This window comes from Agromyces sp. NPDC029043, from assembly GCF_055564615.1.
Map to the genome: position 1 here is coordinate 182177 of NZ_JBVHVX010000008.1, position 20050 is coordinate 202226.

At 72.7% G+C, this 20050-nt stretch carries 18 protein-coding genes; 5 read left to right on the forward strand and 13 right to left on the reverse strand.

Annotated features, from left to right (window positions below; translation table 11 throughout):
- Window positions 1–15: 15 nt before the first annotated feature.
- Window positions 16–1590: a sensor histidine kinase gene (locus ACZ4TW_RS12415; RefSeq protein ID WP_465543029.1), complete on the reverse strand. Its 1575-nt coding sequence runs from the start codon at window positions 1588–1590 to the stop codon at window positions 16–18.
- Window positions 1587–2339 (reverse strand): response regulator transcription factor, encoded by a 753-nt coding sequence (locus tag ACZ4TW_RS12420; protein ID WP_465543030.1) that lies wholly within the window; start codon window positions 2337–2339, stop codon window positions 1587–1589. Before ACZ4TW_RS12420 ends, ACZ4TW_RS12415 begins: the two co-directional genes overlap by 4 nt.
- A 222-nt stretch (window positions 2340–2561) precedes the next feature.
- Here ACZ4TW_RS12420 and ACZ4TW_RS12425 point away from each other — a divergent pair, with 222 nt between their 5' ends.
- From ACZ4TW_RS12425 to ACZ4TW_RS12435, 3 genes are all read left to right on the forward strand, one after another.
- Window positions 2562–4040, forward strand: coding sequence for an ABC transporter permease (locus ACZ4TW_RS12425; protein WP_465543031.1), 1479 nt, complete (start codon window positions 2562–2564; stop codon window positions 4038–4040).
- A gap of 67 nt (window positions 4041–4107) precedes the next feature.
- Window positions 4108–4779 (forward strand): ABC transporter ATP-binding protein, encoded by a 672-nt coding sequence (locus ACZ4TW_RS12430; RefSeq protein ID WP_465543032.1) that lies wholly within the window; start codon window positions 4108–4110, stop codon window positions 4777–4779.
- A gap of 108 nt (window positions 4780–4887) precedes the next feature.
- Window positions 4888–5559, forward strand: a complete 672-nt coding sequence (locus ACZ4TW_RS12435; RefSeq protein ID WP_465543033.1) for a DUF2652 domain-containing protein — start codon at window positions 4888–4890, stop codon at window positions 5557–5559.
- 64 nt (window positions 5560–5623) lie between these two features.
- On the opposite strand, the gene ACZ4TW_RS12440 is transcribed toward ACZ4TW_RS12435, so the two are convergent.
- From ACZ4TW_RS12440 to ACZ4TW_RS12490, 11 genes are all read right to left on the reverse strand, one after another.
- A complete protein-coding gene (locus ACZ4TW_RS12440; protein ID WP_465543034.1) occupies window positions 5624–6646 on the reverse strand; it encodes a sugar phosphate isomerase/epimerase family protein in 1023 nt (340 codons plus the stop codon).
- A complete protein-coding gene (locus ACZ4TW_RS12445) occupies window positions 6643–8070 on the reverse strand; it encodes an alkaline phosphatase family protein (RefSeq protein WP_465543035.1) in 1428 nt (475 codons plus the stop codon). The genes ACZ4TW_RS12440 and ACZ4TW_RS12445 overlap by 4 nt, the downstream gene beginning before the upstream one ends.
- Window positions 8067–9191 (reverse strand): metabolite traffic protein EboE, encoded by a 1125-nt coding sequence (gene eboE / locus ACZ4TW_RS12450; protein WP_465543036.1) that lies wholly within the window; start codon window positions 9189–9191, stop codon window positions 8067–8069. The genes ACZ4TW_RS12445 and eboE overlap by 4 nt, the downstream gene beginning before the upstream one ends.
- Complete coding sequence (locus tag ACZ4TW_RS12455) at window positions 9191–10093, reverse strand: TatD family hydrolase (RefSeq protein WP_465543037.1); 903 nt, start codon at window positions 10091–10093, stop codon at window positions 9191–9193. Before ACZ4TW_RS12455 ends, eboE begins: the two co-directional genes overlap by 1 nt.
- 1 nt (window position 10094) lies before the next feature.
- Window positions 10095–10520: an EboA domain-containing protein gene (locus tag ACZ4TW_RS12460; RefSeq protein WP_465543038.1), complete on the reverse strand. Its 426-nt coding sequence runs from the start codon at window positions 10518–10520 to the stop codon at window positions 10095–10097.
- 5 nt (window positions 10521–10525) lie between these two features.
- On the reverse strand, window positions 10526–11398 hold the full coding sequence (locus ACZ4TW_RS12465; RefSeq protein WP_465543039.1) for a sugar phosphate isomerase/epimerase family protein: 873 nt from the start codon (window positions 11396–11398) through the stop codon (window positions 10526–10528).
- Complete coding sequence (locus ACZ4TW_RS12470) at window positions 11395–12312, reverse strand: SCO3242 family prenyltransferase (protein WP_465543040.1); 918 nt, start codon at window positions 12310–12312, stop codon at window positions 11395–11397. Before ACZ4TW_RS12470 ends, ACZ4TW_RS12465 begins: the two co-directional genes overlap by 4 nt.
- Window positions 12264–13445 (reverse strand): inositol-3-phosphate synthase, encoded by a 1182-nt coding sequence (locus ACZ4TW_RS12475; RefSeq protein WP_465543041.1) that lies wholly within the window; start codon window positions 13443–13445, stop codon window positions 12264–12266. Before ACZ4TW_RS12475 ends, ACZ4TW_RS12470 begins: the two co-directional genes overlap by 49 nt.
- A gap of 146 nt (window positions 13446–13591) precedes the next feature.
- Window positions 13592–14785, reverse strand: coding sequence for a polyprenyl synthetase family protein (locus tag ACZ4TW_RS12480; RefSeq protein ID WP_465543042.1), 1194 nt, complete (start codon window positions 14783–14785; stop codon window positions 13592–13594).
- Window positions 14786–14846: 61 nt separating this feature from the next.
- Window positions 14847–16043, reverse strand: coding sequence for a Gfo/Idh/MocA family protein (locus ACZ4TW_RS12485; protein WP_465543043.1), 1197 nt, complete (start codon window positions 16041–16043; stop codon window positions 14847–14849).
- A gap of 75 nt (window positions 16044–16118) precedes the next feature.
- Window positions 16119–17165 carry a substrate-binding domain-containing protein gene (locus ACZ4TW_RS12490; protein ID WP_465543044.1) on the reverse strand — a complete coding sequence of 349 codons (1047 nt, stop codon included), beginning with the start codon at window positions 17163–17165 and terminating at the stop codon, window positions 16119–16121.
- Between the two features lie 295 nt (window positions 17166–17460).
- On the opposite strand from ACZ4TW_RS12490, the gene ACZ4TW_RS12495 reads away from it, so the two are divergent.
- Together ACZ4TW_RS12495 and ACZ4TW_RS12500 are read left to right on the forward strand one after the other, a co-directional pair.
- Complete coding sequence (locus ACZ4TW_RS12495) at window positions 17461–18945, forward strand: sugar ABC transporter ATP-binding protein (RefSeq protein ID WP_465543060.1); 1485 nt, start codon at window positions 17461–17463, stop codon at window positions 18943–18945.
- A complete protein-coding gene (locus ACZ4TW_RS12500) occupies window positions 18942–19988 on the forward strand; it encodes an ABC transporter permease (protein WP_465543045.1) in 1047 nt (348 codons plus the stop codon). The genes ACZ4TW_RS12495 and ACZ4TW_RS12500 overlap by 4 nt, the downstream gene beginning before the upstream one ends.
- Window positions 19989–20050: the final 62 nt, after the last annotated feature.

Consider the following 20050-nt stretch of genomic DNA (forward strand, 5'->3'; position numbering starts at 1 on the left):
CGCCGTGCAGGCCCCTCAGGCGGGCAGCTCGACCGCGAACTCCGTGCGGCCGGGCTCGCTCTCGACCGAGACCGTGCCGCGGTGCGCCTCGACGACGGCGCGCACGATCGCGAGGCCGAGCCCGGTGCTGCCGGCGCGTCGCGACCGCGAGGCGTCGCCGCGGGCGAAGCGCTCGAACAGGGTGGCGCGCACCGCGGGATCGATGCCGGGGCCGTCGTCGGCCACGGTCACGCGCACGCGTCCGGCCGCGCCATCCGTCGCCGCCACCGGCTGCAGCCGAACGACCACCCTGGTGCCCTCGGGCGTGTGCACGCGGGCGTTGGCGAGGAGGTTCGCCAGCACCTGACGCAGCCGTGACTCGTCGCCGGACACGGTGAGCGGCGCATCGGGCACGGCCACCCGCCAGTCGTGGTCGGGGCCCGCGACCTGCGCGTCGCCGACGGCGTCGACGACGACCTGCCGCAGGTCGACCGGGTCGCGACGGAGCTCGCGCCCCTCGTCGAGCCGTGCGAGCAGCAGCAGGTCCTCGACGAGCTCCGTCATCCGCAGCGACTCCGACTCGATCCGGTCGAGCGCGTGCACCACGTCGGGCGGGAGCTCGCCGCCGTGCAGGCGCGTCAGCTCGGCGTAGCCGCGGATCGACGCGAGCGGCGTACGCAGCTCGTGGCTCGCGTCGGCGACGAAGCGGCGCACCTTGCGCTCCGACAGCTCGCGCGCCGACAGCGAGGCCGACACGTGCTCGAGCATGCGGTTGAACGCGGTCGCCAGCCGGCCCACCTCGGTGCGCTCGTCGTCGACGGGGACGTCCTCCGGCAGCTCCACGTCGCCGCGAGCGAGCGGCAGCTCGGACACCAGGGTCGCCGTCTCGGTCACCTGGTCGAGCGGCTGGAGCGCCCGGCGGACCGTCACCGCACCCAGCGCGAGCGCGCCCGCGAGGCCCGCGAGCGCCACCACCGCGACCGTGACGGCGAGCTGCGTGGTGGTCGCGTTCACCTCGGCGAGCGGGAAGGCGACGACGAACGAGTACCCGCCGTTGGTGGGCGCCGCGATCGCGCGGTACTCCCCGAGTTCGTCGAGCTCGACCGTGACCGGCTCGCGATCGGTCGGGATCGACGCGATCGTCCGGCCGGCCTCCTCGGACAGCTCGCCGATCTCGCCCTCGCGGTCGATCGTGCCGGAGTACATGACCGCGCGGTCGGTGACGAGCGCGGCGATCGCCCCCAGCGGCTGGCCTGGCAGGCGCAGCAGCACGTCGGCGCCCTCGGGCGGGATCGGCAGCGGGCCGCCCGGGTCGTCGAGCGCCCGCCCGGCTCGGTCGATCGCCTGCTCGAGCTGCTGGTCGAGACGCGCGACGAGCTGGTTGTGCAGCGCGGCCACGCTGACGAGACCCACCACCGCGCTCACCAGGGCGACGAGCGCCCCGATCAGGACGAGCAGCCGGCGACGCAGGGTCTTCGGGGCGCGGCGAGGGGCCGCGAGATCCGTCGACCCGACCGCCGCCTCGGCCGCCCCCGCCGCGCTGTCAGCGCGCACCTCGGCGACGGCCTGCCGTGCGGCGGCCGCGTGTCCCGGGTCGCCGGGGCGCGTCATCCGGCGGCTTTCAGCATGTAACCCGCACCGCGCACGGTGTGGATCATGGGCGCGCGCCCCGCGTCGATCTTCTTGCGCAGGTACGAGATGTACAGCTCGACCACGGACTCCTTGCCGCCGAAGTCGTAGTTCCAGACGCGGTCGAGGATCTGCGCCTTCGACAGCACGCGCCGCGGGTTGCGCATGAGGAAGCGGAGCAGCTCGAACTCGGTCGCGGTGAGCTCGATGGGGACGCCGTCGCGCTCGACCTCGTACGAGTCCTCGTCGAGGGAGAGGTCGCCGACGCGCAGCACCGGATCCTTCGCCTGCGCGAGCGTGAGCGTCGAACGGCGGATGAGCCCCCGCAGGCGCGCCACGACCTCCTCGAGGCTGAACGGCTTCGTGACGTAGTCGTCGCCGCCGGCGGTCAGGCCGGCGATGCGGTCGTCGAGCGAGTCCTTCGCGGTGAGGAAGAGCACGGGCGTCTCGGTGCCGTCGGCGCGTACGCGCTGCAGCACCTCGAGCCCGTCGATGTCGGGGAGCATGATGTCGAGGACGATCGCGTCGGGGCGGAACTCCCGGGCGGCCCTGACGGCGCCGAAGCCGTCGGACGCGGTCCGCACCTCCCAGCCCTCGTAGCGGAGGGCCATCTTCAGGAGGTCGGTCAGCGAGCTCTCGTCGTCGACGACCAGCACGCGCACGGCGCTGCCGTCGGCCTTGGCGATGTGCGGGCGGGGCGCGGCGCCGGATGCGGTCGTCGGATGGCTCATGTCATCGAGTATGCGGTCGGGCCTGTGGGTTCCCTATGGGCCGGGCGGATGCCGCCTGTGAGCACTCCATGACGGCGGCGCACGTCGCGGCGAGCCCTCCGCCCGAGTGCCGCTTCATACGCGGGCCATAGGCAGGCCATCGGCGGGCCACAGCACCGCTGCCTAGCGTCACGGGTCGAGCCCATCATCCGGTGGGTGCACCGAGACCTCCGAGGACCCACCATGTTCTTCACCTATCTCCGGCGCGAGCTCGCCGGGCGCCGCAAGCAGACCGCGATCGTCGCGGTCGGCATGGCGCTCGCGATCGCGCTCGTCATGATCGTGAACTCCGTCTCGGCGGGCGTGCGCGACGCGCAGGCCGCCGTGCTCGAGTCCGTGTACGGCGTGGGCACCGACCTGACCGTCTCGCAGGCTCCGGCCGCACCCGGCGAGGGTGAGGGGCCCGGCGGCGTGCGCTTCGAGTTCGGCCAGGAAGACGGCGCGACCGCCGAGGACGGCACCACGACCGAGCTGAGCAACTCGCGGCTGACCGCCGGTCCGGGCTCGTCGACCTTCGACGCGTCGGCACTCGAGACCGTGCAGGCGGTCGACGGGGTCGCCGCGGCATCCGCGACCCTGAGCCTGAACAACGTCACCTTCGACGGCGAGCTGCCCGCCCCTGCGACCGACGGAGGCGAGGCGGCCGAGGGCGACGCGACCATGCCCGCGCCCGGCGAAGGCGGGGCGGGCGACCGCAGCTTCGGCGGCGGCGCGTTCGACGTCTCGAGCACGACCGTCACGGGCATCGACCCCGCGGCCGACGCGGTCGGTCCGCTGAGCTCCGTCGAGCTCGTCGACGGCCGGACGCTCGACGCCGATGACGCCGGCGCGAACGTCGTGGTGCTCGACTCCGACTACGCCACGACCGAGGGCCTCGCCGTCGGCGACACGATCGACCTCGGCGGCACCGAGTTCGAGGTCGTCGGCACCGTGGCCTCGACGTCGGCGGATGCCACGACCGCCTCGAACGCGTACATCCCGCTCGACGTCGCCCAGTCGCTCTCGGGCCTCGAGGGCCAGGTCTCCGACATCGCCGTGCAGGCGGAGTCGGCCGAGGTCATCCCCGACGTGAAGGCCGACCTCGAGGCCGCGCTGCCCCACCAGCAGGTCAGCACGCAGGAGGAACTCGCCGCGTCGGTCTCTGGTTCGCTCGGCTCGGCGAGCACGCTCATCTCGAGCCTCGGCCTGTGGCTGTCGGTCGCGGTGCTGGCGGCGGCGTTCCTCATCGCCATCCTGTTCACCATCCAGGGCGTCACGCGCCGAACGCGCGAGTTCGGCACGCTCAAGGCGATCGGCTGGTCGAACCGCCGCATTACGGGCCAGGTCGCGGGCGAGTCGCTCGTACAGGGCCTCATCGGCGGCGCGGCCGGGATCGTGCTCGGCTTCGCGGGCATCGCGATCGTGAACGCCGTCGCCCCGACGCTCGCCACCGCCTCGACGCCGGAGGCCGCGGCGGCCGCCGGTCCGATGGGCGGCTTCGCCGGCGGCAACCCGTTCGACACTGCCCAGGCGAGCGAGGTCGTGCTGAGCGCGCCCGTGACGGCGACCGTCGTCGCGCTCGCGGTCGGGCTCGCCGTGCTCGGCGGCCTGCTCGCCGGGGCGGTCGGCGGATGGCGCGCCAGCCTGCTGCGCCCCGCCGAGGCGCTCCGCAGCGTCGCGTGACGGATGCCGCGGCATCCGCTCGCCCTCACCTCCCCTGCACGATCCGCACGACGGAAGGAACCACCCCATGTACACCCTCGAGAACGTCTCCAAGACCTACCGGCTGAAGGAACGGCAGGTCGCGGCGCTGAACGACGTGAGCCTGACCATCCCGACGGGGCAGCTCGTCGCGATCCAGGGCCCGACCGGCGGCGGGAAGTCGACGCTGCTGCAACTGCTCGGCGCGCTCGACCGCCCCACGTCGGGCCGGGTCTCGCTCGGCGAGGCCGACCTGTCGGGCATGCCCGATGCGAAGCTCGGCGGCATCCGCGCGAGGGAGATCGGATTCGTCTTCCAGGGCTTCAACCTGATCCCGACGCTCACCGCCCAGGAGAACGTCGAGACGGCCCTCGAGCCGCTCGGCGTGGCGGCCGACGAGCGCCGCCGGCGCGCCACGGCGGCGCTGGAGTCGGTCGGCCTGGGCGACCGCGCCCGCCACGCGCCGAGCGAGCTGTCGGGCGGGCAGCAGCAGCGGGTCGCGATCGCGCGGGCGCTGGTCAAGGAGCCCGAGGTGCTCCTCGCGGACGAGCCCACCGGCAACCTCGACGAGCAGACCCGCGACGAGATCATGGACCTCCTCGAGGGCCTCTGGCGCGACCGCGGGCTCACGCTCGTCATCGTCACGCACGACTCCGCCGTCGCGAGGCGCGCGGAGCGGCGGCTCCACCTCACGCACGGAACGGTGACCGAGCGGGCGTAGCTGCGAGCGGATGTCGCGGGCTCGCCCTCCGCCCGCGGCATCCGCTCACCCTTCGCAGGTGGTCGGGGTCGACGTAGACTCGCCCCGACGGCACATCCCGGAGGGACCATGGAGCTCGCGGCATCGACGGCGGCGGAGTCGGCTGCGGGCGAGCGGTATCTCCTCATCGCCGACATCTCGGGGTTCTCCTCGTTCCTCGCGAGCGTCGAGGAGGCGCACGGCGTCGACTTCAGCGAGGGGATCCCGATCGCCTACTCGCTGCTCGCGGAGTTGCTCGACAGCGTGAGCACCGGCGTGGGGCCCGAGTTCGCGCTCGTGAAGCTCGAGGGCGACGCGGTGTTCGCGTGCGCCTCCGGCGGGTCGCTCGACGGCGCCGGCGATCGCGTGCTCGAGCGCATCGCGACCATGTACGACGAGTTCCTCGCCGCTCGGACGCGGGCCACGCCAGGACCCGAGCACATCTGCACCGCCTGCCCGAACGTGGCCTACCTCGACCTCAAGGTGATCCTGCACCGCGGGGTCTGCGTGCGGCACGGCGTCGGCGGCGGCAGCGACCTGCTCGGTCCCGCGGTCACGGTCGCGCACCGGCTGCTGAAGAACGGCATCCGGGAGCGGATCGGGTACCGGCCGTACCTGTTCGTGACGGATGCCGCGGCCTCACGGCTCGGCCTCGCCGGCGTGGGCCTCGCCCACGAGGAGCGGTACCCCGATGCCGCCGAGGTGCGAGGCTCGATCCTCGACTTGCGCGAACCTCTCGCGCCGCTCGCCCCGGTCGCGTAGCTGCCGGAAGCAGCGAATCCCGGGTTCGCGCGGATGCATCCGCACGAACCCGGGATTCGGCGTGTCACTGGTTGGAGAAGGCCGCGTCGAACGAGGCGGTCGGGCGCGGCCAGATGAGCGAGCGCACGAACTCGAGCGCCTGAGGCCCGCCGTGCAGGCGGTCCATGCCGGCGTCCTCCCACTCGACCGAGATCGGGCCGGTGTAGCCGATCGCGTCGAGCGCACGGAACGCGTCCTCCCAGGGCACGTCGCCGTGCCCGGTCGAGACGAAGTCCCAGCCGCGGCGCGGGTCGCCCCAGGGCAGGTGCGAGCCGAGGATGCCGCTGCGGCTGTTCGCGGTGCGGATGCGCGTGTCCTTGCAGTCGACGTGGTAGATCCGGTCCTTGAAGTCCCAGATGAAGCCGACCGGGTCGACGCCCTGCCACATCATGTGGCTCGGGTCCCAGTTGAAGCCGAACGCCGGGCGACGGTCGATCGCCTCGAGCGTGCGGACGCTGGTCCAGTGGTCGTACGCGATCTCCGATGGGTGCACCTCGTGCGCGAACCGCACGCCCTCGTCGTCGAACACGTCGAGGATCGGGTTCCATCGGTTCGCGAAGTCCTCGTAGCCGGCGTCGATGACCGAGGCGGGCACGGGCGGGAACATCGCCACGTACTGCCAGATCTTCGAGCCGGTGAAGCCGACGACGGTGTCGACGCCGAGCTTGCGGGCGACGCGGGCGGTGCGCTTGAGGTCCTCCGCGGCGCGCTGCCGCACGCCCTCGGCGTCGCCGTCGCCCCACGTGTACGGGCGCACGATCGCCTGGTGACGGAAGTCGATCGGGTCGTCGCAGACCGCCTGGCCGGTGAGGTGGTTCGAGATCGCATAGACCTTCAGGTCGTAGCGCTTCAGGAGCTCCAGCTTCTCCTTCAGGTAGCCGGGCTCCTCGTCGGCGAGCTTCGTGTCGAGGTGGTCGCCGCCGACGCCGATCTCGAGGCCGTCGTAGCCCCACTCGGAGGCCAGGCGCGCGACCTCCTCGAACGGCAGGTCGGCCCACTGGCCGGTGAAGAGGGTGACGGGATGCGTCGTGGCGGGCGTGTCGGTCATGCTCGGATCCTTTCGTGGGGTTCGGACGTCGTGGCGGCCCCCAGCCCCTGCCACTGGAGGACGAGGTCGCGGACCTCGGTCGCGTGCACGCGGTCGCCGACTCCGTCGAGGAAGCGCGGGTCGGAGGCGAGCAGGAGCGGGGTGTCGGCGGCGGAGTCGGGCAGGCGACCGTGCGTGCCTCGCACGCACGAGGGGTCGAGCGGGACGGTGCTCATCGCGTAGCGCAGCCCCAGCTTCTTGCGGACGAGGTTGCCGGCGGCCTTGGCCTTCGCGAGCCGGTCGGCGGGGTCGAAGAACAGCTCGGCCGGGTCGTAGCCGGGCTTGCGGTGGATATCGACGCCGCGCGCGTACTCGGGTGCGCGATCGTCGTCGAGCCAGAAGTAGTAGGTGAACCAGGCTCCCGGTGCGGCCACCACGACGAGCTCGCCCGACCGGGCGTGGTCCAGCCCGTACCGGGCCTGTGCCTCGCGGTCGAGCACCTCGTCGACCCCGTCGAGGTCGCGCAGGAGCGCCGCGACCCGCGGCACGTCGGCGGGATCGGGGACGTACACGTGCGCAACCTGGTGGTCGGCGACCGCGAACGCGCGCGAGGTCCACGGGTCGAGCTGCTCGCGGCCGTCCTGCACGTACACCTCGAGCAGGCCCGCGCGGCGCAGCACCCGGTTGACGTCGACCGGGTGGTCGGCCCGGGCGATGCCGTACTCGGCGAGTGCGACGACCGTGACGTCCTGCGCCTCGGCCTGGTCGAGCAGCGGCGCCATCGCGGCGTCCAGCTCGGCGGCGGCCCGTGCGGCCTCGGGCCCGTCGGGCCCGGACCGCTGCAGGTCGTAGTCGAGGTGCGGCAGGTAGGCCATCGTGAGGTCGGGGGTGTCCGGGTCGGCGAGCACGCGGCGGGTCGCGTCGACGATCCACTGCGTGGAGCGGATGGACGCGGTGGGGCCCCAGTACTGGAACAGCGGGAACTCGCCGAGCTCCTCCCGCAGCTCGTCGTGCAGGCGCGGCGGACGCGCGTAGAAGTCGGGCGACTTTCGTCCGTCGGCGTGGTAGATCGGACGCGGCGTGACCGTGAGGTCGGTCGTCGCGCCCATCGCGTACCACCAGCCGAGGTTCGCGCTCGTGTACTCGCCGCCGTGCCGGCGGCGGGCGGTCTCCCAGAGCTTCTCGCCCTCGACCAGGCGGTTGTGCTGGCGCCACAGCAGCACGTCGCCCAGGCCGCGGAAGTACCATCCGTTGCCCACGATGCCGTGGCTCGAGGGCATCGCGCCGGTCAGCACCGACGACTGCACTGAGCAGGTGACGGCGGGCAGCACGGTGCCGAGCTCGGCACGACCCCCGGCCCGCGCCATCCGGTTCAGCCGCGGCATGTGCCGGAGCGCGTCGGCGGTCAGGCCGACGACGTCGAGGAGCAGCACCTTGCCGCTCATGCCGGCTGCCCCGTCCGCTCGAGCAGCTCGGCCGCGGCCCAACGCAGCTCGGCGGCGATGCCGTCGACGAGGTCCACCGGCCCGCCCGGCAGCACCGACCACGTGTACGTCTCGACATCGACGTGGAGCTGGTCGACGGGCTGCACCTCGCGCACCGCCGCGAGCGCGGTACGCAGCACGTCGGTCGTCGACGACAGCGGCGCCTCGGGCTGGAGGTGCAGCGGCACGTGGAAGTGCACGCGCCACGGCGCCGTCGCGGGCAGCGCGTCGAGCGCCTCGGGCAGGTCGTCGACGCGGATGACGCCGCCGGCCGCGTCCTCGCGGACCTGGTGCAGGTAGCGGTCCTCCGCGTAGGCGCCGACCGCTCGCCGCGCCTCCGGATCGGCGGGCCGTTCGACGTGGAGCGCGGCCGACGCCTGCACCTTCACGACCCGGATGCCGGCGTCGGCGATGCGCGCCACCGCCGCCGACGGGTCGGCGAACGACACCGCCAGGTGGCACGTGTCGAGGCAGACGCCGATGTGGTCGAGGTCGACGCGGTCGCGGTGCGAGGCGAGCCACGCGACGACGTCGTCGACGTCGTCGAGCACGCAGCCCGGCTCGGGCTCGATCGCGATGCGGATGGTGCGACCCGCCTCGGCTCGGATGGCCCGGAGCTCCGCACCGAGCGCGACGAGCGCGGCCGTCGCCGCGCGATCGGCCTCGTCGTCCCATCCCTCGCGCCAGCCCAGCGGCAGCGTCGAGATCGACCCCTCGGCACCCTCCGGCAGCAGCGCGGCCAGCACCCGCGCCGCGTCGATCGTGAACTCGAGACGCGCCGGGTCGGTCCAGTCGGGTCGGTAGACGTCGAGCTTCACGACCTCGGCATGGAACGCCTCGTACGGGAACGCGTTCAGGGTGCGGACCTCGAGCCCGTTCCGGTCGAGCGCCGCGCGCAGGCGCTCGACCGCGGCGGGCTCGGTCGCGAGCCGCGCCGCGAGCGGGGCGGGCAGCCACAGGCCGACGCCGAGCGTGTCGAGGCCGGCGGCGAGCCGAGCCGGCCCGGCGTACGCGTCGAGCTGGCGGATGACGCCGTCGAGATCCTCGGCGGGATGCACGTTGGTGCAGTACGAGAGGTGCATCAGCGCGCCGCCCCGGGCACGGCCGGCGCCGCGACATCCGCTGCGCCCCGCAGGATCGAGTTGCCCGAGAACAGCTCGGGCTCGCTCGCGAGGTCGAAGCCGTGCAGCGGCGTGAGGTCGAGCCGTCCGCTCTGCGCGAAGAAGTCGACCGGGTTCTGCCAGAGCACGGCGTCGACGTCGGCATCGTCGAAGCCCGCATCGAGCATGGCGGCGCCGGTCTTCGCCGTGAGCAGCGGGTCGGAGCGACCCCAGTCGGCCGCGGAGTTCACGAGCACGTGCTCGGTGCCGAACCGCTGGAGCAACGCGACCATGCGCTGCGGGTCCATCTTGGTGTCGGGGTAGATCGAGAAGCCCATCCAGGCGCCGCTCTCCTTCACCATCTCGATCGTGACCTCGTTGAGGTGGTCGAGCACGACGAGCTCGGGCGCGATGCCAGAGTGCGCGATCACCTCGAGCGTGCGGCGCGTTCCGTGCTTCTTGTCGCGGTGCGGTGTGTGGACGATCACGGGCAGGCCGTGCTCGATCGCGAGCGCGAGGTGCGCCTCGAGCACCTCATCCTCCTCGGGCGTCATCGAGTCGTAGCCCGTCTCGCCGATCGCCACGACCGACTCCCGCCCGAGGAACCGGGGCAGCTCGGCCATGACCTCGCGGCAGCGCGGGTCGTTCGCCTCCTTCGGGTTCAGCGCGAGCGCGCAGTGGTGACGGATGCCGAACTGCGAGGCGCGGAACCGCTCCCAGCCGGTCAGCGCGTCGAAGTAGTCGACGTAGGAGCCGACGTTCGTGCGCGGCTGGCCGAGCCAGAAGGACGGCTCGACGAGCGCGCGCACCCCGGCCGCGTACATGGCCTCGTAGTCGTCGGTCGTGCGAGATGACATGTGGATGTGCGGGTCGAAGATGCGCATGTCAGCGGCCTCCCTCTCGTGATGCGTCGGCCGCCGGCAGCAGCGACCGCAGGTCGTCGGGGACGGGACGGCCGGCGGCCTCCCGCTCCTCCGCGAGGTCCTCGGCCATGCGCGCGAGCTCGGCGTCCTTCCGCTCGTCGAGCCCGGCGACGACCGCGATCGGCACGCCCATGAAGACGAGCTTCACGACGCCGTGCCGCCAGTCGTGGTCGGGCAGGTACCGGGCGGCGAACGCGCCCATCGCGGTCCCGACGAGCCGCGGGTCGTTGGCCCGGAGGGCGTCCTTCACGATCCCCACGCCCGTGTTGCGCAGCGGTTCGTCCGCCGGCGCCGACGAGGCGAGCCCGTTCAGCTCGTCGAGCACGCGGATGCGCTCCTCGGTGTCGCCGTCGCGATAGCGCGCTCCGATGCGGTCGGTCCCCTCCATGCGTCTCACCCGATCCTCTCGATGACGTCGTTCATGCGTGCGATGCTCTCGGCCGCGACTCGCGGCGCCGCGTGCGAGTGCCGCGGCAGCTCGATCGCGGCGACGCCGGCGTAGCCCAGCTCGGCGAGCGTGCGGAACGCCAGGTCGAGGTCGACCACGCCCGTGCCGAGCTCGAGGTGCTCGTGCGCCCGCGGCAGCATGTCGTCGACCTGGACGTTGACGAGCAGGTCGCCCGCCGCGCGGAGGGCCCCGTCGACGCCGTCGGGCTCGACGACGACGCAGTGACCGAGGTCGACCGTGATGCCGAGTTCGGGCGGGTCTCCGAGCTCGCCCCGCAGCCGCAGCGCATCGGCCACGGTCTCGACGAGCATGCCCGGTTCGGGCTCGAATCCGAGCCGGACCCCGGCCGCGCGGGCCGCGGCGACGACGGGGCGCAGGTTCGCGACGAGGCGCTGCCACGCGACCTCCGCCGCGACGCCCTCGGGCAGGACACCCGACCACAGCGACACGCACTCCGCCCCGAGCACCTCCGCGACCTCGACCGCCCGCACCAGGAAGGCGACCCGCGCCGCCGCCTCGGCGTCGTCGTCGAGCAGGTTGGGCCGGTGCTTGCGCGCGGGGTCGAGCACGTACCGCGCGCCGGTCTCGACGACCACGCGGAGGCCCCGCCGTTCGAGCTCGTCGCGGAGCGCGACCGCCCGGTCGAGCCATCCGTCGCCGAACGCGTCGAAGTGCGGATGACCCAGCGTCAGCGCGACGGCGTCGTAGCCGTTGGACTGCAGCAGGTCGAGCGCGTCGTGGAGCGGGTGGTCGGCGAGGCCGTTCGTGCCGTAGCCGAGCAGAGGCCGAGGGCGGGCGGAGGTCGAGGTCGAGCTCACGTGATGTCACGACCCTTCGCGGGGCGGCGGCCCCGGAGCGCGGAGACCGCGTCGATCGCGAGCAGCACGAGCGCGTCGACCGGTCGACCGGCCCGCGCGGTGAGCGCGGCCTGCAGCGGGATCATGGCGAGGATGCCGCGCCGGGTGGCCGTGCGCACCACGGGGGCGTCGGGCGAGCCGACCGCCTCGACCTGCGCGCGCAGGGTCGGTACCGCGAACCGTGCCGCGGCGGCGACCGAGACGAGGCCCGCGGCGGTCGGCTCGGGACGGACCGTGGCCGCGGCGGTCGCGATCGTCGCGAGCGACGCGGCGACGGCGGTGGCCGGCCGGGTGCCGTGCACCTCGCCGCGGGCGAGCGCGGTGACGCTCGCGGTGTGCGCCGCCATCACGAGCGCGGGGCGCACGGCGTCGGCGGCGCGCTCGCGACCCGAGCCGAGGAGCACGTCGAGGCCGCGGCAGGCGCCCATGACGACCGGACCCGACCAGCCGTGCTTCGCGACGAGGTCGTAGGTCCAGATGGATGCCGCCAGCGGGACCGCGACGGCGAGCGAGCTCCGCCCGCCGGTGAGCCCGGCGACGGCGACGCCGGCCACCGTCAGTGCGCCGGCGACGGCGAATGCGGAGCGCCTCGAGATCCGGCCGGACGGAATCGGGCGCTCGGGCCGTTCGACGCGGTCGAGCTCGGCGTCGGCGGCATCGTTCAGCGCCATGCCGCCCCAGTACAGCAGCACCGACGCGACAGGCAGGCCCAGCCTGGGCCGCAACCCCGTGCGACCCGCGGTGGCCATGCCGGCGGTCGCGTCGCCGAGGACCGTGAGGCCGGCGGGTGCGCGGACGAGCTGGAGGAAGGTGGAACCGTCCACCGTCAGGCCACCTGCGCCGAGGTCCTCCGCACCGCCGTGCGCAGCGCCCACGAGACGAGCTCGTCGGCCTGGCGCGCGAAGGCGTGCTCATCGCTGCCCCACGGGTCCTTGAAGAAGTAGCCGAGCTCGGCGATCGGGCCGGCGAGGCCGGCCTCGTCGGCGAGCGCGAGCAGTCGCGCGAGGTCGATCACGAGCGGGGCGGCGAGGGTCGAATCGTAGGCGGTCCAGGTCGTCTGGAGCGTGATGCGCGTGTCGAGGAAGCCCTCGGCGTGCACGTGGTCCCACGCGGTCTTCACGTCGCCGAGATCGGGCACGTTGTCGATGTGCAGCGGCGTGACGACGTCGTGGCCGAGCAGGTCGTGCAGGCCGCGGTTCTTCGAGGCGAGCTTCGACTCGACCGCGGCCGGGTCGGCGAGCGTCGCACCGTCGCCGCCACCGAGCAGGTTCGCGCCGGCCCACGACATCACGCGCATGCCGCGCGAGGAGAACATGGGGGCGAGCACGGTGCGCAGCAGGGTCTCGCCGGTCTTGCCATCCTGGCCGGCGATGGGGACGCCCGCCTCGAGGGCGACGTCGTGCAGGGCGGGGATGCCGAGCGAGATCGACGGGGTGAAGCAGACGTACGGGGCACCGGCCTCCGACACGGCGGCGAGCGCGGAGAGCGTGCTCGACGGGACCAGCTCGGCGCCCTCCTCGGCGAGGGCGGCCGCGAGCGCGTCGCGGTCGTGGAACTCGGGACGGTCGGCGGGCAGCGGCTCGGTCGACGCGACGTCGATCACCACGACGCGGCGGAGGCCGTGCCGCTCGCGGAACGAGCGGATGTCGTCGGCGCGCAGCCGGATCTCGCGCTGCTGGGAGCCGCGCGCCCGGCGGGGGATGACGCGGATCTCGGCGTCGGCGGCCTCGAGCCGGCTCGCGACGGCCTCGACCGTGGCGGAGGAGATCATGCCGCCCGCGGCGAGGCGACGGGCGCGTTCGAGGAGCGGCGTGTCGTCGACGTCGTGGCCGCCGACGACGAAGTCGTCGAAGCCGGGCAGCGGCACACCCTCGAAGGCGGTGCCGGCCGTGACCAGGCCCACCGGCCGGGCCACGCCCTCGGCCAGGGCCGCCAAGCCGATCGTCGCCGTGGTCGCGACGCTGCCGCGTGCACCGACGAACCAGACTCCCGTACGACCTTCGTTCATCGTCGAACCACTCCTCATCCGTGTGCACCGTTGCGCCGGGACGTCCGCGTCGCGACTCGCCCGCTCCGACGCTAGCGGAGGTTGCATCCTCGGTCAAACAGAAGTCGCATGATCTGCGCGGTAACTTGCGCAGTCGTCGACTGAAGTCAGGACTCGCGTCCGGGAACGCCCCGGGCGATGACCCTGAGGTACGCATCGAGGCCCTCGGTCACGCCCGCTCCGTCGAGCGCGGCCGCCGCGGCCGCAGCGTGCCGGACGATCAGACCGCGGTGCCGCTCGAGCGCACCCGACTCGCGCATCACGGCGCGCACGCGCTCGACACCCGCCTCGCTGAGGTCGGCGCGGCCCACCTCCCGTTCGAGCAGTTCGCGGACCTCCGGCGCGGCGCCCTCGAGCGCCAGTTGAAGCAGCCGGGTCCGCTTGCCTCCGCGAACGTCGGAGCTCGTGGACTTGCCCGTGCGCTCGGGATCGCCGAAGACCGCGAGCTCGTCGTCCTTGAGCTGGTACGCGACGCCCAGGTGGCGCCCGTACTCCGAGAGCGCCGCGAGCACCGCGCCGTCGGCGCGTCCCGACGCCATCGCGCCGAGCCGCAAGGGCAGGATCACGCTGTAGCCGGCGGTCTTCAACTCGGCCATCCGGATGGGCAGCGCGCGCACCGGCGGCAGCTGCTCGCTCCGGACGTCCATGAGCTCGCCCGCGATGGCCGCATCGAGCGAGGACAGCAGCTCGAGCACGAGCGCGATCCGGGTCTCGGCGACGACCGGCGCGCCGGCGAGGGCGCGCACGCTCGCACTGATCGCCAGGTCGCCGGCGAGCAGGGCGGCGGAGGTCGCCTGCCGGTCGGCGACCTCGGCGCCCGCGCCGGCCGAGGCCCATGCCGCGCGGACGCTGCCGGCCACGTTCAGCCGTCCGTGCCGCCGGTCGTCGCCGTCGATCAGGTCGTCGTGGATGCACAGACCCGTGTGCAGCAGCTGGACCGAGGCGCCGAGCGCGTCGCACACCTCGGCCGAGTCGCCGCCCATCCCGAGGTACGCGGCGATCGCGAGCCGGGCCCGCAGCTGCTTCCCGCCGCCCTGCGCGGCGAGCAGGTCGATCAGCTCGCGGGGCTCGGGATCGGATCCGGCCGCCGAGGCGGCGAGGGAACTCCACGTGCGGGCCACGGCGCCCGTCGTCCGTGCCACGGCCAGGCCGACGCGCTCGACGAGCTCGGCCTCGGCATCGGACTGGGCGAGCGTGCGCGCGCCCGCGACCGCGCCGGCGGCGACCCCGCCGGACGACCCGGCGGATCCCCCGTCGTCGCCATGCGTCCGGACGGCGTACGCCCGTTCCTGCAGCGACATGGTCCTCTCCTCCCCGCCCGGCGCATCGTCGCACCGGGCCGAACGGCGCGGACGGCCCGGATCAGTCCGCCGCGCCGACGACGCCCACCCAGGCGCCGTCCGTTCCCGAGCTGTGCTCGACCGCGTCGAGCACGCGCTGCACGTGCAGTCCGTCGGCGAACGAGGGCTGCGGCGCGGTGCCGGCGGCGATCGCGTCCACGAAGTCCTTCGCCTGGTTGGCGAAGCCGTGCTCGTAGCCGAGCATGTGGCCGGCCGGCCACCAGGCGTCGACCCAGGGGTGCCCGGGCTCGGTCACGATGATGGTCTTGAAGCCCTGCTCGACGGCGGGCTCGGTGGCATCGTAGAACTCGAGCGCGTTCAGGTTCTCGAGGTCGAAGGCGATCGCGCCCTGCGAGCCCGACACCTCGACCCTCAGCGAGTTCTTGCGCCCCGTCGCCATGCGCGACGCCTCGAACGTGCCGAGCGCGCCGGAGCCGAACCGGCCGCGGAACAGGGCGACGTCGTCGACGGTCACCTCACCGTACTCGGTCGCCGGGTCGACGGAGGCGGAGCCGGCGATGGCTCCGGAACTGGGGGCCGTCGCGAGGGGGCGGCGGCGCACGAAGGTCTCGAGGACGCCCGAGACCTCGCCCAGCCGCAGGCCGGTCATGTACTCGGCGAGGTCGACCGCGTGGGCGCCGATGTCGCCGAGCGCGCCGGAGCCCGCGCGGTCCTTCTCGAGGCGCCAGGTCATCGGTGCGGCCGGGTCGACGAGCCAGTCCTGCAGGTACGACGCGCGGACGTGTCGCACCTCTCCGATCCGGCCGTCGGCGATGAGCTTCCGGGCGAACGCGGTGGCGGGGACGCGCCGGTAGGTGAAGCCCAGCATCGAGCGGATGCCGCGTTCCGACGCGGCCTCGGCCGCCCGGGTCATGGCCTCGGCCTCCGCGGTCGAGTTGGCGAGCGGCTTCTCGCAGAGCACGTGCTTGCCGGCTTCGAGCGCGGCGATCGCGATCTCGGCGTGGCTGTCGCCCGGGGTGACGATGTCGACGACGTCGATGTCGTCGCGTTCGACGACCTCGCGCCAGTCGACCGAGGTCTCCTGCCAGCCCCACTTCTCGGCCGCCTCGGCGACGTGCGCCGGGCGCCGTCCGACGAGGACCTCCATCGTCGGCCGGACCGGGAGGTCGAAGAACCTCGGAGCCACGCGCCATCCCTGCGAGTGGGCGGCGCCCATGAAGCCGTTGCCCACCATCGCGACGCGAAGTCGTTCACCCATGCGGATCGAAGCCGCCTTTCTGTGTAGGGGGAGGCCGGGCGTCCGGAGCGGACGCCCGGCCTCGGGGTGTTCGGATCAGGACTCGAACGCGTACTCGATGTACTCGTCGACGTTGTCGGCCGTGACGACCGGCGCGTCGAGCACGATGCGGTTCGGGACGCTCGGCGTGTACAGGTCGCTCATGGTCTTGCCCTGGGCGATCAGGCGCGCGAGGGCGATGCCGTCGGCCGCCTGGGTGGACGGGTAGATGACCGTGGCCTCGAGCACCGAGTCACCCGACTCGATCGCCCGCATCGCGTTCGCGCTGCCGGCGCCGCCGACCATGAAGAACTCGTCGCGACCCGCGGCCTCGATGGCGGCGAGCACGCCGACGCCCTGGTCGTCGTCGTGGTTCCAGATCGCGTCGATCTGCGGTGCCGCCGAGAGCAGCTGCGAGGTCACGGCCTCGCCGCCCTGGATGGTGAAGTCGGCGGCGACCCGGTTGGAGACCTCGAGGCCGCAGTCGGACAGCGCGTCGGCGAAGCCCTGCGAGCGGTCCTGCGTGAGCGGCAGCGAGTCGATGCCGGCGATCTCGGCGACCACCGCATCCTCCTGGCCCTCGAGGCGCTCGCAGATGTACGTGCCCGCGGACACGCCCATGCCGTAGTTGTCGCCGAGGATCGTGGCGCGGGCCGCGAACGGGCTCGAGAACTCGCGGTCGACGTTGATGACGGGGATGCCGGCCTCCATGGCCTGGGTCGCGACCTCGGTCAGCGCCGCACCGTCGGTGGGCAGCAGCACGATGGCGTCGACGCCGTCGTTGATGAAGGTCTCGACCTGGCTGATCTGGAGGTTGGCGTCGTTCGTGCCCTCCGCGACGCGCAGCTCGACGTCGTCGTAGGACTCGGCCGCAGCGAGGGCGGCGGAGTTGATCGCACCGAGCCAGCCGTGGTCGGCCGCGGGGCCCGAGAAGCCGATGACGACGGTGTCGCCCGACGCCGCGTTCTCCTCGGCCGAGTTCTGGTTCTCGGTGACGCTCGACTCCGCGCCTCCCGCGGTGCAGCCCGCGAGCAGGCCGGCGACCGCGAGCGAGGCTCCGGCCATGACGAAGGCGCGAGCACGTGACGTGCGCTTGACGCTCATTGTTGTTGTCCTCTCGTTGGATGTGACGCAGCGCCGCCAGGTGGACTGTCATCCACCCGAGTGCGACCACACCCGACGGAGTCCACGTTGACGTTCCGCCACCGTAGCAGAAGATCCCCGCCCGTGCGCAACTTATGTGAGGTGAGCGTCAAAAGTTCGCGGGCCCGCACTGGTGCGGCTCGCAAGGGGGATGTACAGAGGAGAAAACTCGGCGCAAGATGAGACTTGCTTCGGAGCGCGAACCGGTTATGATTTCCGAGTGATCAAAGACGACCATTCTCCGGCATTACTCCGAATGAGCGGCATCTCGAAGAGCTTCGCGGGCGTGCAGGCGCTCAAGGGCGTCGACCTCGAGATCGCCGCGGGCGAGGTGCACTGCATCCTCGGCCAGAACGGCGCGGGCAAGTCGACGTTGATCAAGACGCTCGCCGGCGCCCACACCCCCGACGAGGGCACAATCCTCTGGAACGGCGAGGAGGTGAGCCCCTCCTCCCCGCAGGACGCGATCGAGCTCGGCATCGCGACCATGTACCAGGAGCTCGACGTGGTCGACGGCCTGTCGATCGCCGAGAACATCTTCCTGGGGCACGAACTCGCCGTCGGCGGGGTGCTCCGCACCGGTGAGGCGAACGCGCGCACGCGCGAGCTGCTCAAGCGCCTCGGCCACGCGAACCTCTCCCCCACGCGCGAGGTCGGCTCGCTGAGCGCGGCGAACAAGCAGATCGTCAGCATGGCGCGCGCCCTCTCGCACGACACGAAGCTGATCATCATGGACGAGCCCTCCGCGGTGCTCGACAGCGAGGAGGTCAAGAACCTCTTCCGCGTGGTCCGCGAGCTCACCGCCGCCGGCATCGCCGTGGTCTACATCACGCACCGACTGGAGGAGATCCGCGAGATCGGCGACCGCATCACCGTCCTGAAGGACGGCAGGAGCACGGCCAACGGACTGCCCGTCGCGGGCACGCCGACCTCCGAGCTGATCCGGCTGATGACCGGCCGTGCCGTGGCGAACGTGTTCCCGCCCGCGACGCCGGTCGAGCCGTCCGCGCCCGTCAGGCTCGAGGTCGAGGGGCTCACCCTCGACGGGGTGTTCCACGACGTCAGCTTCAGCGTTCGGGCCGGTGAGATCGTGGGCCTCGCGGGACTGGTCGGCTCCGGCCGGTCCGAGATCCTCGAGACCATCTACGGCGCCCGCCGCTCCAGCGCCGGCTCGGTCCGCGTGGGCGGCCGCGGTCTCAAGCGCGGCTCGGTCCGCGATGCCGTGAAGGCCGGCGTCGGGCTCTCACCCGAGGAGCGCAAGAGCCAGGGGCTGCTGCTCGACGAGCCGATCTACCAGAACGTCACGCTCGCCTCGTTCGCGCGCTACGCGCGCGGCGGCTTCGTCAACGAGCGCGCCGAGCGGAAGGTCGCGCAGGAGCAGATCTCCGCCCTGCAGCTGCGCCCGGCCGACCCCGACCGTGCCGCGCGCACGCTCTCCGGCGGCAACCAGCAGAAGATCCTGCTGGCCCGATGGCTCGTCAACCGCACCTCGGTGCTGCTGCTCGACGAGCCCACCCGCGGGGTCGACGTCGGCGCCCGCGCCGAGATCTACGCCCTCATCCGCAAGCTCGCGGCCAACGGCGACGCCGTCGTCATCGTCTCGAGCGAGATCGAAGAAGTCCTCGGCCTGGCCGACACGGTCCTCGTCATCGCCGACGGCCGCGTGCTCAGCACCGTGAAGGCAGACCAGATCGACGAGCACCAGGTGCTCGACCTCATCATGGAAGGAACCGCCGCGTGAGCGAGCACCAGCAGACCATCTCCCCCGCCCAGACCGAACCGGCGGCACCGCCGCCCACCGAGCGGAAGTTCTCCGCGAAGACGCTGCTCAGCGGCTCGGTCGGCCGCAACCTCGGCCTGATCCTGGCCCTCGCCGCCCTCTTCGTGGTCGGCGCGATCACCGCAGGCGACCGCTTCACCGACATCGACAACATCCTGGTGATCCTCCGCCTGGCCTCGATCATCGGCGTGATCTCGATCGGCATGACGTTCGTGATCATCGGCGGCGGCATCGACCTCTCGGTCGGCTCGGTCATGGGCCTGGCCTCCGTCGTGGCGACGCTCTCGGCCGTGCAGGCCGCCGCCGAGAACTCGACCTGGCTCGTCATGGTGTTCGTCGCGCTCGCGGTGGGCCTCGCCGCGGGCTTCATCAACGGCATCGTGATCGCGTACGGCAAGGTCGTCGCGTTCATGGCCACGCTCGCCATGCTCGTCGCCGCGCGCGGACTCGCCGAGATTCTCGCCAACCGCACCACCCAGGTCGTGCGCATCCCCGAGTTCATCGAGTTCATGAACCTCGACCTGCTCGGTGTGGACATGCTGATCTGGATCTTCGTCCTCGTCGCCGGCGCCGGCTGGATCCTGCTCAACCGCACCACCTTCGGCCGCCGCACGATCGCGATCGGCGGCAACCGCGAGGCGGCACGCCTGGCCGGCCTCGCCGTGCGCCGCCACACCATCTACCTCTATGCGCTCGCGGGCCTGACCGCCGGCATCGCCGCGGTCATGATCCTCGGCCGCACCACCGCCGGCACCTCCACCCACGGCACCCTGTACGAGCTCGACGCGATCGCCGCGGTCGTGGTCGGCGGCACGCTCCTCGCGGGCGGTCGCGGCACCATCACCGGCACCGTGTTCGGCGTGCTCATCTTCGCCACCCTCACCAACGTGTTCACGCAGAACAACCTCTCCACCTCGGTCCAGGCCGTGGCCAAGGGCGTCATCATCGTGATCGCCGTGCTGCTCCAGCAGCGCTTCTCCGGGCAGGGATCGCGATCGCAGTAGTGCCCGTTCATCCGGGGCGGCCGAAGGCCTCCAGTGCATGCGAAGCCATGCGAGTTACGACA

What these genes read in the sequence shown, in the direction of transcription:
- ACZ4TW_RS12415 (WP_465543029.1), bottom strand. Translation starts at nt 1,590, where the DNA reads ATGACGCGCCCCGGCGACCCGGGACACGCGGCCGCCGCACGGCAGGCC.
- ACZ4TW_RS12430 (WP_465543032.1), top strand. Translation starts at nt 4,108, where the DNA reads ATGTACACCCTCGAGAACGTCTCCAAGACCTACCGGCTGAAGGAACGG.
- eboE (WP_465543036.1), bottom strand. Translation starts at nt 9,191, where the DNA reads ATGCACCTCTCGTACTGCACCAACGTGCATCCCGCCGAGGATCTCGAC.
- ACZ4TW_RS12495 (WP_465543060.1), top strand. Translation starts at nt 17,461, where the DNA reads ATGAGCGGCATCTCGAAGAGCTTCGCGGGCGTGCAGGCGCTCAAGGGC.
- ACZ4TW_RS12445 (WP_465543035.1), bottom strand. Translation starts at nt 8,070, where the DNA reads ATGAGCGGCAAGGTGCTGCTCCTCGACGTCGTCGGCCTGACCGCCGAC.
- ACZ4TW_RS12490 (WP_465543044.1), bottom strand. Translation starts at nt 17,165, where the DNA reads ATGAGCGTCAAGCGCACGTCACGTGCTCGCGCCTTCGTCATGGCCGGA.
- ACZ4TW_RS12435 (WP_465543033.1), top strand. Translation starts at nt 4,888, where the DNA reads ATGGAGCTCGCGGCATCGACGGCGGCGGAGTCGGCTGCGGGCGAGCGG.
- ACZ4TW_RS12440 (WP_465543034.1), bottom strand. Translation starts at nt 6,646, where the DNA reads ATGACCGACACGCCCGCCACGACGCATCCCGTCACCCTCTTCACCGGC.
- ACZ4TW_RS12475 (WP_465543041.1), bottom strand. Translation starts at nt 13,445, where the DNA reads ATGAACGAAGGTCGTACGGGAGTCTGGTTCGTCGGTGCACGCGGCAGC.
- ACZ4TW_RS12480 (WP_465543042.1), bottom strand. Translation starts at nt 14,785, where the DNA reads ATGTCGCTGCAGGAACGGGCGTACGCCGTCCGGACGCATGGCGACGAC.
- ACZ4TW_RS12455 (WP_465543037.1), bottom strand. Translation starts at nt 10,093, where the DNA reads ATGCGCATCTTCGACCCGCACATCCACATGTCATCTCGCACGACCGAC.
- ACZ4TW_RS12485 (WP_465543043.1), bottom strand. Translation starts at nt 16,043, where the DNA reads ATGGGTGAACGACTTCGCGTCGCGATGGTGGGCAACGGCTTCATGGGC.
- ACZ4TW_RS12420 (WP_465543030.1), bottom strand. Translation starts at nt 2,339, where the DNA reads ATGAGCCATCCGACGACCGCATCCGGCGCCGCGCCCCGCCCGCACATC.
- ACZ4TW_RS12460 (WP_465543038.1), bottom strand. Translation starts at nt 10,520, where the DNA reads ATGGAGGGGACCGACCGCATCGGAGCGCGCTATCGCGACGGCGACACC.
- ACZ4TW_RS12425 (WP_465543031.1), top strand. Translation starts at nt 2,562, where the DNA reads ATGTTCTTCACCTATCTCCGGCGCGAGCTCGCCGGGCGCCGCAAGCAG.